Consider the following 9,590-nt stretch of genomic DNA (forward strand, 5'->3'; position numbering starts at 1 on the left):
CCAGCATTTTGATCGGAAGGGGGAGGACGGTGGAACGTCTGCGCGCATGTATGCAACCGTTTGGGATCGACCAATGGGGGGCCTGCCGGTTTTCCGAGCTGCCCCCGCTTCTGGAGGTGCGTTCCAGAGAACGCATCCCCCAAAACGCCCAATCGGTGCTGGTTTTCCTGTTCGGATACTATACCGAAGCCTTTCCCGACCGCAACATCGCACGATACGCGGTGCCGGACGATTATCACAGCATCCTGCGTCCGCTGCTTGCGGAGGTCGCGGCGTCCTGTGCGGAGCGGTTTCCGGGGGAAGCGTTTGTCCCGTTTATCGACAGCTCCCCGATTGACGAGGTCGCGGCGGCTGCCCTCGCAGGGCTGGGGGAGGTTGGTCTGAACGGCCTGCTGCTGAATCCGGTCTATGGCAGCTACTGCTTTATTGGAGAGATCGTGACCACCCTGCCGCTGGAAATCCCACCGCCGCAGCCGCAGCAGCTCTGTACCCGGTGCGGAGCGTGCCGCGCGGCCTGCCCTTCCGGGGCGCTCGCACAGGGCCGTTTTACCCGGGAACGGTGCCGCTCGGAGCTCACCCAGAAAAAAGGGGAGCTGACCCTCTGGGAGCAGGAGCAGATTCGGGAAGGAGGGCTTGTCTGGGGCTGTGACCGGTGTACCGAAGCCTGTCCGGTCAATCGGAGTGCTGCCAAAAGCAGGGTGGAGGGATTTTATCGCAATCCTGCCCCGGTGGTGGACGCCCAAAACGCCGCTCTTCTCTGCAAAACCAAATCATACGGCTGGCGCGGCAAAAATATCCTGCTGCGCAATCTGCATATCCTTTCCGGGGAGACAAAAGATGTGGTATCATAGCTATAAAACAGCTATGATACCAGGGTTATGGCAAGGGCAATGCGTGTGCAGAGTCCGCGCCGGCCCCAATGACCAATGACACCAAATCCCTTTGATGCGTGGTATCATCGCTGTCATATCAAAACTTATGGCCAGAAGGAGAAATTCCCATGTACAGCCCCACCGAGAATCCGCTGTCCGCATACCGGCGTTTTCGTGCCCAGACAGCTTTTATTGAGCATCTCCGGATACAAAGCGGTCTGCTTGCGCTCGCGGTCATCATCAATATCCTGATCCTTTACCTCCTCCAGACGGCGGGGGTCTGGCTGCTGCGGGGATGGTTCCGGCGGTTCCCTCCGGTCCTCCTCTCTTCTGACGCAGTCAACGAGCTTTTTACGATCTTTCTTTATCTGGCGGCTTTTCTTCTGCCTTATCTTGTCTATGCCCACATGGTGCGCTTTCCCTATCGGGAAATTCCCCATGATCCGCCTTATCCGCCGGTACTGTTTGCCTGTACCGGGGTTGCTTTGGGGGTATCGCTGGCCGGCTCGGTCCTGACCGCTATGGTAGCGAGCGTTTTCGCGCTGTTCGGCCTGTTTTCCCCTCCGATTCCGATGCATCTGCCCGCCGATTCTTTTGCTGCGTTTCTGTTTGTCATCAACACGGTGATTCTGCCCGCGTTTCTGGAGGAATTTGTAAATCGAGGCATCATCCTCGGGTCCCTTCGCAGGTTTGGGGATCGGTTGGCAGTTGTGGTTTCTGCCGCGCTCTTTGCCCTGCTCCACCGCAATATGACCCAGATTCCGCACGCGTTCCTGATGGGCCTGGCGCTGGGCTTCTTTGTCGTGAAAACCCATTCGCTCTGGACTGGGATATTCATCCATCTTATGAATAACTTGATTGTCCTGCTGCTGGCCGTTGGAAGCCTTCAGATGAATGGCTGGAGGCTGGCCCTTCTGGAGCTTTGCCGTATGTTCTTTTACGGAGGGGCTGCTGTCATGGGGCTGGTCTACCTTCTGATTGTGCGAAAAGTGGACCTGTCACTGCGCCGTTTGAACAGCCCGGTAGGCGAGGGGAAACTGTGGTCCGGGCTGCTTCTGAACGTCCCAATGGTGATGCTGATGCTTCTGTTTGCCTGGGTGATCTGGCTGAGTTTTTACCACTGAATCTGGGAGGTGTGATGGTGGAAGATCAGGTTTATATGGAACGCGCACTCGAACTGGCACAAATGGCTGCCGCGATCTGGGAGGTGCCTGTGGGGGCGGTCGTAGTCTGTGACGGTCAGATCGTCGGAGAGGGGTATAATCGCCGTGAATCCGGCAAAAATGCCCTTGCCCATGCCGAGCTGGAGGCGATCGACATGGCCTGCCGCAGGCTTGGAGGCTGGCGCCTACATCGGTGCGACCTCTATGTGACGCTGGAGCCGTGTCCGATGTGTGCGGGCGCGATTGTCAATGCCCGCATCCGGCGGGTGGTCTACGGCGCGTCCGACCCCAAAGCGGGTTGCTTTGGTTCGGTCAGCGATTTCAATGCCCTGCCGTTCAACCATAAACCAGAGATCGTTTCCGGCGTGCTTCAAAACGAGTGCGCGGGCCTCCTGTCCGCTTTTTTCAAAGAACTGCGGAACCGTCTCAAAAATCCCGGTCAATAGCATTGATGTTATGCGCCGCCCGTCCAGTAATTTACCGGCGGGGCCCTCCCGCTTACAGTGCTACAAAAGGGAGTGCGGTCGTAGCGGGGAATCCTGCGTGTGCTGTCACACCATGAAAAAAGAGACTGTGCTTGTGGAACACAATCTCTTTCCTATATTTTGAGTATGGATGCACAGCTGTCCAAACGGTTGGAGTGATTGTGGATACAGATGAAAAGTCCTCTATTGCAGAAGGGGCCCATTTTGCACCATATATCCTGTTTTACTCCTGATTTTGCAGGATTGAGAGGACTTCCTCCGGGCTTTTGCCCGATTCCTTCACAAAGGCGGCGAGCTTTTCCAGATCGGCCTGCTCTTTGGCGGCACGTTTCTCTTTCAGTTCTTTTTTCAGTCGGGAAATCGCTTCCTTATGTTCTTCGATCTTGTTTTCGATCTCCTGAATCTGCTCCTCGTAAGACATCCTGATTTCTTTTTTACTTCTGCGCGGCATATTCGGCTCACCCTTTCGCTGATTTGCTTTTTAAGAGTATTGTACCCAAAACAGACTAATTTGTAAAGCGAAAAAGCACGAATTTTGAAGAGCAGCGTGAATTGCTTTGCAATCCATCGAAAATACGAGAAATCCGTATGTCGGCCAGGCGGAAAAAGCGGCATGGATGTCCGCCGCATTACAAGGCGGATACATGCTGCCCGCGTTTGGATGAGAGAAATGTGCAAAACAGGGCAGCCTGTTCAGATGGCCAAGAGGTTCCAAAATCCGGTTTTTCTGCTGCATGGAGCGGTTCAAATGAGGGATTCATACGATAATTTTATGAATATTTATAAAACTGGCGGGGATTGTTTGCAGATGATTGGCGAAAAAAGCAATGGATTTTATGGCGGATTTGCAATATACTTTTTGATAAGGTTACCACTTTAAAGTAGTAACAGGACTCCAGTGTAAAACAGATTCAAACATAGGGAGGAAAAGAATATGAAAAGAGTATTTGCATCTATGCTGGCGGCAGCGATGGTCGCTGGCGCATTTGCAGGGTGCGGTTCCAGCGGGAGCAGTTCGGCGCCTGCTGCATCTTCCGCGCCTGATGCAGGCAGCTCTGCACCGGCCGCATCGAGCGAGGCTCCTGCCGCGGCACCTTCTGGAGACAGCATCAAAATTGGCGTACTTGCCCCGCTGACCGGCGAGGTTTCCGACTACGGAATCGCGACATCCAACGGCATTAAGATGGCGTTCGAGGAGATCAACGCGAACGGCGGCATTCTGGGCCAGCAGGTCGAGCTGGTTCTCATGGACGAGAAAGGCGACCCGACTGAAGCGGTCAACGCATACAACAGCATGGTCAGCCAGGGGGTTGTCGCTGTGATCGGTGACGTCACCTCCAAGCCCTGTCAGGCGGTTGCGGATGTGGCGGTAGAGGATAACATGCCGATGCTGACTGCGACCGGTACCGCGGCGGGCATCACCCTGACCGGTGACAACGTATTCCGCACCTGCTACACCGACCCGTTCCAGGGCACCATCATGGCGACCTTCGCAGCAGACAACCTCGGCGCGAAGAAGGTAGCGATCCTGAGCAACAACAGCGAGGAATACTCCAGCGGCCTGACACAGGCATTTAAAGCGCAGGCGGCTGTCAAAGGGATCGAGATTGTAAGCGAGGAGGCGTATGCGGGCGCAGACATCGACTTCAATGTGCAGATCAACAACCTGATCGCGCAGAGTCCCGAAGCGATTTTCGTGCCCGACTATTACGGCAAGGTAGCGCTGATCCTCGATCAGGTGCGCGCAGCCGGCTATGAAGGCCCGGTGCTGGGCGGCGACGGCTGGGACGGTGTCCTGAACATCATTTCGGCGGATAAGATGTCGGTTACCGAGAACACCTATTTTGCAAACCACTATGCGGACGAGGACGAGAAAGCGGCGAAGTTCCTCTCGGACTACAAAGCGAAGTTCAATCTGGATGGCCGCTCGTTCTCGGCGCTGGGCTATGACTCGGCCTATATCATCGCACAGGCGATCGAGAATGCCGGTTCGACCGACAGCCAGGCGATTATCAACGCGATGGCAGCAGCTGATTATGATGGGATCACCGGACATATCACCTTTGATGAGAACGGCGACCCGATCAAGACGGTTTCGGTTCTGAAGTGCTCCAACGGCGCTGCGGTGCTCGAGGCGAAGGTCGAGGCGTAATGGCCCCGCAACAACAGAAGTGATAGGATGTTTGCAAAGGGGTAGGGCCGGACGGCTCTGCCCTTTTGCGGGTATCCGGCATTGAGACAGTGGAAGTCTGGCTCCAGACCAGCTTTCCGGGTGCAGGGCGCCCTCCCCGGGGCTAGGGACAGCGGAAGCCTGGCTCCAGACCAGCCTTCCGGGGCAGGGCGCCCTCCTCGGGGCTTCTCGGGCTTTTCAGCCCGAAGCGCGCAAAGCGCGACGCCCCTGCGGGCTGTCTTGCGGGATAGGGGTCGGCGACCCCTCCCCGCAGGCCCCACCCCAACAGGCTGGGTGGGTCAGTTCCATCCGGTTTGCCCGGCCTGCGGGAAGATTTTTAAAGCCTGCTTTTTAGAACCAAAAGTTTCGTCCACCTTTTCAAAGGTGGCGGGGTCGAGGGGCAGAGCCCCCGTGAGAGAGCCGCAGATCAGAGACACAGCCTGTTTGAGGGGCTGGGAAAGGCGAGGGATTGGTAGACGTGACACTTTTTATCAAACAGCTTATCAACGGCTTTCAGGTGGGCAGCGTTTATGCGCTGGTCGCACTGGGCTACACAATGGTATACGGTATCGTAAAGCTAATTAACTTTGCACACGGAGATTTCATCATGGTAGGCGGATATATGGCGGTATTTTCGATCCCGCTGCTCACCAGTGCGGGGCTTCCGGCGTGGCTTTGCATACTGCTTTCGGTCGTGGTCTGCGCGCTGATCGGCTTTTTGACCGAAAAGATCGCCTATAAGCCGCTGCGTGGCGCGCCCAGCCTTTCGGTTCTGATTACGGCGATCGCGATGAGCCTCTTCCTCGAGAACCTTGCGCTCATCCTCTTTTCCTCCGCGCCCCGTTCGGTCAGCAATATCTTTCATGTGCCGCCGATCGTTTTCGGTTCGGTCCAGCTCACCGGCGTTTCGGTGGTGACCATCCTGCTTTCGGTTGCGATCATGGCGGGATTGCAGCTCTTTATCAAAAAAACCCGGATGGGCAAGGCGATGCGGGCGGTTTCGGAGGATGGGAAAGCGGCGATCCTCATGGGCATCAACACCAACCGGACTATCTCGCTCACCTTTGCGATCGGGTCCGGGCTGGCTGGTGTCGCGGCGGTCATGTATTGTTCCGCTTACCCGCAGGTCCAGCCGTACATGGGCTCGATGCTCGGCCTGAAAGCGTTTGTTGCGGCGGTGCTCGGCGGCATCGGCAATATCCCGGGCGCGATGCTTGGCGGCGTGCTGATCGGCCTTGTCGAGAGCATGACCAAAGGCTATATCTCCACCCAGCTCGCGGATGCGGTGGTATTCGGAATCCTGATTGTTGTCCTGCTGGTCCGCCCGGCGGGGATCTTCGGCAAAAATATCGGCGAGAAAGTGTAGGTGGTTGGATTGAAAAGCAGAAAAGAGACCATGCGCTCCTATGTCATCAATCTGATAGCGGTTGTACTGCTCTTTGTCCTGATGAATGTCGGGACACGCACCGGCCTGCTCGGGCGGTATCAGACCGGCGTTTTGATGGTCATTTTTATCAATATTATTCTGGCAATCTCCCTCAACCTGACAACCGGCTTCCTGGGGCAGATTGCACTTGGGCATGCGGGATTTATGTCGATCGGTGCATATACAGCGGCCCTGTTTGTGAAATATATTCAGGAGACAGTGGGGATCACGCTCGCGCAGAAGGGGAACGTTTCCCCCGCGGGTACTGGATTTTTCCTGTTGTCGCTTCTGCTGGCTGGTTTGGTGGCGGCTCTGTTCGGGCTGCTGGTCGGGGTCCCGGCGCTGCGCCTAAAGGGGGATTATCTCGCCATCATTACGCTCGGCTTTGGTGAGATTATCCGCACAATGATCGAGTTCTTTTCGTTTACCGGCGGTGCGCAGGGGCTTAACCGTATCCCCAAGACCGCGACCCTGAATGTCGTTTACATCATTATGGTTGTCTGCGTGATGGTCATGTTTGCCTTCGTCCGTTCGCGGCATGGGCGCGCGATCATGGCGATCCGTGAGGACGACATCGCCTCCGAGGCTTCGGGCATCCCGAATACCTATTACAAGGTTCTGGCGTTCACCTTTGCAGCGTTCTTTGCAGGAATCGCAGGCGGCATCTACGGGCAGTACCTCGGTATCCTCGGCGCGACCGACTTCGATTTCATGAAGTCGATCGACATCCTGGTGTTTGTCGTGCTGGGCGGCATGGGGTCGCTCACCGGGTCGATTGTCTCGGCGGTCGGGCTGACCATCCTGCCTGAAGTCCTGCGCTCGCTCGCCGACTATCGGATGCTGATCTATTCGGTGGTGCTGGTGCTGGTTATGATCTTCAAGCCGTCCGGCCTGCTTGGTACCTATGAGTTCTCGTTGACCCGGCTGATCGACCGGCTGACCGGCAGGCAGAAAAAACAGCCGTCCGCGGCAGGGAAAGGGGGCGCGTCCGAATGAGTGTACCAGTGCTGAAAGCGGAGAACCTCGGCATTACCTTCGGCGGACTCAAGGCGGTTGAGGGGTTTCATGTCGAGATCGAGCAGAAAGAGCTGATCGGCCTGATCGGGCCGAACGGTGCGGGAAAAACCACCGTCTTTAACCTGCTCACCGGCGTCTATCAGCCGACCGAGGGCGCAGTCTATCTGAACGGGACCGCGCTGATCGGGAAAAAGCCGCATCAGATGGTTGCGGCAGGGATCGCGCGGACGTTCCAGAATATCCGGCTGTTCAAAAAGATGAGCGTGCTGGAGAATGTCAAGGTCGCATTTAACCACAACATGAAGTACAGCGGGTTACAGGCGATCCTGCGCGCCCCTTCCTACTGGAAGGAGGAGCAGGAGATCGACCGTAAGGCATGTGACCTGCTCAGCGTGTTCCATATGGAGGAGCTTGCCGGCCACGTAGCGGAAAATCTGCCGTATGGCCAGCAGCGCAAGCTGGAGATCGCACGCGCGCTCGCGACCAACCCGAAAGTCCTGCTGCTCGATGAGCCAGCCGCGGGCATGAACCCGACCGAGACCGCTGAACTGATGCAGGCCATCTCGCTGATCCGGGAACGGTTTGGAATTGCGATCCTGCTGATCGAGCACGACATGAGCCTGGTGATGAATGTCTGTGAGCGGATCGTTGTAATCGACTATGGGCAGATCATCGCCCACGGCACGCCGAAGGAGATCGCCAACAATCCGCGTGTGATCGGCGCATATCTTGGAGAATAGGAGGGAAACCGATGCTGAAAGTTACTGATCTGCATGTGTCCTATGGGGCAATCCACGCGATCCACGGGATCAGTCTGGAGGTCAACGAGGGGGAGATCGTCTCACTGATCGGCGCGAACGGCGCGGGTAAAACCACCACGCTGCATACCATCTCCGGTCTGAAAAAAGCGACTTCGGGAGAGGTTTCTCTAGAAGGGCATAACCTGCTTGCCACCGATCCGGCGAAGATCATCACGCTGGGGATGGCGCATGTCCCAGAGGGGCGGCGGATTTTTTCACAAATGACGGTGCAGGAAAATCTGGAGATGGGAGCGTTTATCGTGGGCGACAAGGCGCAGATTGCGGAGGATGTGGAGAACGTCTACCGCCATTTTCCCCGTCTCAAGGAGCGGTATAAACAGGCGGGCGGCACCCTCTCAGGCGGCGAACAGCAGATGCTCGCGATCGGGCGCGCGATGATGTCCCGGCCCCGCATCCTGCTGATGGATGAGCCTTCGATGGGCCTTTCACCGCTGCTGGTGAAGGAGATTTTCAAAATCATCGAGGAGCTGAACCAGAGCGGTATGACCATCCTGCTGGTAGAGCAGAACGCGAAGATGGCGCTGGGAATTGCAAACCGCGCCTATGTGCTCGAGACAGGGAAAGTCGTCATGAGCGGGGATGCAAAGGAGATGCTTGCGGATGACAAGGTGCGCAAGGCATATCTGGGCATGTAGCCCCGTATGATCGGGGAAAAATGGGAATCGGGGCGCTCCGGTTCCCATTTTTGATGGTCAGAAAGGGGAAGGGATGTCGGATGGCAGAACAGAAAACAAACGCTATGCGGATGCTGGATCGGGCAAAGGTGCCCTATCAGACGCACACCTATGACCATGCAGACGGGAAGATCGACGGAGTGAGCGTTGCGGAAAAGCTGGGGCAGCGGGTGGAACAGGTCTACAAAACGTTGGTGACGCGGGGGAACGGGGGATTTTATGTGTTTGTCATCCCAGTCTCCAAAGAGCTGGATCTCAAAAAAGCTGCGAAAGCTGTAGGGGAAAAGGCGGTTGAGATGATCCATGTAAACGAGATCAACAAGATAACGGGTTACATCCGCGGCGGCTGTTCGCCGGTCGGGATGAAAAAACAGTTTCCCACAGTTTTTGATGCTGCGGTGGAAACGCTGCCGTCGGTCATCGTCAGCGGCGGGCGGATTGGCTGCCAGATCGAAGCGGCTCCATCCGACCTGCTGCCGCTGGTCGGGGCAAAGATCGCACCGCTCGTCCGGGAACCAGCCTGAATACGCAAAGCCGCCCGTTTTTCCCAATTCGAAAAACGGGCGGCAGCTTTTTTAGGGCGTGTACTCATAATCAGGGGATGCCCGTTCAGACGGCATCAAATGGCTGTGAGTACGGGTTTTAAGGGCCTGTTCTGTATTTCTTTTTTGCAAGGGGGCTTTTTCACTTGCAAAAAGCCCCCTCTTGCCGCTTCGCGGCAATTCACCCGAAAAACGCGCTTCACAGGCTAAAGCATTCCGCGCTCTGCGGAGCGCGTCGGGGGCTCTGCCCCTCGACCCCGCAATTTTTTGAAAAAAATTGAGTAAAACTTTAGTTTTGGGAAAAAGTGGCACCCAGCCCGGAAGGGAGGGGCCTACGGCGAGGGGTCACCGACCCCTCGCCCGCAAGGCAAACTGAGGGGGCGTCGCGCGAAGCGCGCTTCGGGCTGAAAGCCCGAGAAG

11 protein-coding genes are annotated in these 9,590 nt (G+C 56.6%); 10 read left to right on the forward strand and 1 reads right to left on the reverse strand.

Going from position 1 to position 9,590, the window contains the following annotated elements:
- Positions 1 to 29: 29 nt before the first annotated feature.
- The 3 genes from C814_RS0105145 (at position 30) to tadA (ending at position 2,481) form a co-directional block, all read left to right on the forward strand.
- A complete protein-coding gene (locus C814_RS0105145; protein ID WP_016316495.1) occupies positions 30 to 851 on the forward strand; it encodes an epoxyqueuosine reductase in 822 nt (273 codons plus the stop codon).
- 149 nt (positions 852 to 1,000) lie between these two features.
- Complete coding sequence (locus tag C814_RS16340; protein WP_016316496.1) at positions 1,001 to 1,996, forward strand: CPBP family intramembrane glutamic endopeptidase; 996 nt, start codon at positions 1,001 to 1,003, stop codon at positions 1,994 to 1,996.
- Positions 1,997 to 2,010: 14 nt separating this feature from the next.
- The gene (gene tadA / locus C814_RS16345) at positions 2,011 to 2,481 is read left to right on the forward strand and encodes a tRNA adenosine(34) deaminase TadA (protein WP_016316497.1); all 471 of its coding nucleotides are present in this window, start codon (positions 2,011 to 2,013) and stop codon (positions 2,479 to 2,481) included.
- A gap of 262 nt (positions 2,482 to 2,743) precedes the next feature.
- Here the strand turns inward: tadA and C814_RS16350 are convergent, their stop codons facing one another.
- Entirely contained in the window at positions 2,744 to 2,971 is a 228-nt protein-coding gene (locus tag C814_RS16350) for a hypothetical protein (RefSeq protein WP_016316498.1), read from the reverse strand.
- Positions 2,972 to 3,133: 162 nt separating this feature from the next.
- On the opposite strand from C814_RS16350, the gene C814_RS0105150 reads away from it, so the two are divergent.
- The 7 genes from C814_RS0105150 (at position 3,134) to ybaK (ending at position 9,152) form a co-directional block, all read left to right on the forward strand.
- Positions 3,134 to 3,400 carry a hypothetical protein gene (locus C814_RS0105150; protein ID WP_022788478.1) on the forward strand — a complete coding sequence of 89 codons (267 nt, stop codon included), beginning with the start codon at positions 3,134 to 3,136 and terminating at the stop codon, positions 3,398 to 3,400.
- Positions 3,401 to 3,454: 54 nt separating this feature from the next.
- Positions 3,455 to 4,672, forward strand: a complete 1,218-nt coding sequence (locus C814_RS16355) for an ABC transporter substrate-binding protein (RefSeq protein ID WP_016316499.1) — start codon at positions 3,455 to 3,457, stop codon at positions 4,670 to 4,672.
- A gap of 496 nt (positions 4,673 to 5,168) precedes the next feature.
- Positions 5,169 to 6,056, forward strand: a complete 888-nt coding sequence (locus tag C814_RS16360) for a branched-chain amino acid ABC transporter permease (protein ID WP_022788479.1) — start codon at positions 5,169 to 5,171, stop codon at positions 6,054 to 6,056.
- 9 nt (positions 6,057 to 6,065) lie between these two features.
- A complete protein-coding gene (locus C814_RS16365; RefSeq protein WP_016316501.1) occupies positions 6,066 to 7,112 on the forward strand; it encodes a branched-chain amino acid ABC transporter permease in 1,047 nt (348 codons plus the stop codon).
- Complete coding sequence (locus C814_RS16370) at positions 7,109 to 7,873, forward strand: ABC transporter ATP-binding protein (protein WP_016316502.1); 765 nt, start codon at positions 7,109 to 7,111, stop codon at positions 7,871 to 7,873. Before C814_RS16365 ends, C814_RS16370 begins: the two co-directional genes overlap by 4 nt.
- Positions 7,874 to 7,884: 11 nt before the next feature.
- Positions 7,885 to 8,589 carry an ABC transporter ATP-binding protein gene (locus C814_RS16375; RefSeq protein ID WP_016316503.1) on the forward strand — a complete coding sequence of 235 codons (705 nt, stop codon included), beginning with the start codon at positions 7,885 to 7,887 and terminating at the stop codon, positions 8,587 to 8,589.
- Positions 8,590 to 8,669: 80 nt separating this feature from the next.
- Positions 8,670 to 9,152: a Cys-tRNA(Pro) deacylase gene (gene ybaK, locus C814_RS16380; protein ID WP_016316504.1), complete on the forward strand. Its 483-nt coding sequence runs from the start codon at positions 8,670 to 8,672 to the stop codon at positions 9,150 to 9,152.
- Positions 9,153 to 9,590 lie beyond the last annotated feature (438 nt).

This window comes from Anaerotruncus sp. G3(2012) (assembly GCF_000403395.2).
GTDB lineage: Bacteria > Bacillota > Clostridia > Oscillospirales > Ruminococcaceae > Anaerotruncus.

What these genes read in the sequence shown, in the direction of transcription:
- C814_RS16355 (WP_016316499.1), top strand. Translation starts at nt 3,455, where the DNA reads ATGAAAAGAGTATTTGCATCTATGCTGGCGGCAGCGATGGTCGCTGGC.
- ybaK (WP_016316504.1), top strand. Translation starts at nt 8,670, where the DNA reads ATGGCAGAACAGAAAACAAACGCTATGCGGATGCTGGATCGGGCAAAG.
- C814_RS16375 (WP_016316503.1), top strand. Translation starts at nt 7,885, where the DNA reads ATGCTGAAAGTTACTGATCTGCATGTGTCCTATGGGGCAATCCACGCG.
- C814_RS16370 (WP_016316502.1), top strand. Translation starts at nt 7,109, where the DNA reads ATGAGTGTACCAGTGCTGAAAGCGGAGAACCTCGGCATTACCTTCGGC.
- C814_RS0105150 (WP_022788478.1), top strand. Translation starts at nt 3,134, where the DNA reads ATGGATGTCCGCCGCATTACAAGGCGGATACATGCTGCCCGCGTTTGG.
- C814_RS16340 (WP_016316496.1), top strand. Translation starts at nt 1,001, where the DNA reads ATGTACAGCCCCACCGAGAATCCGCTGTCCGCATACCGGCGTTTTCGT.
- C814_RS16350 (WP_016316498.1), bottom strand. Translation starts at nt 2,971, where the DNA reads ATGCCGCGCAGAAGTAAAAAAGAAATCAGGATGTCTTACGAGGAGCAG.
- tadA (WP_016316497.1), top strand. Translation starts at nt 2,011, where the DNA reads ATGGTGGAAGATCAGGTTTATATGGAACGCGCACTCGAACTGGCACAA.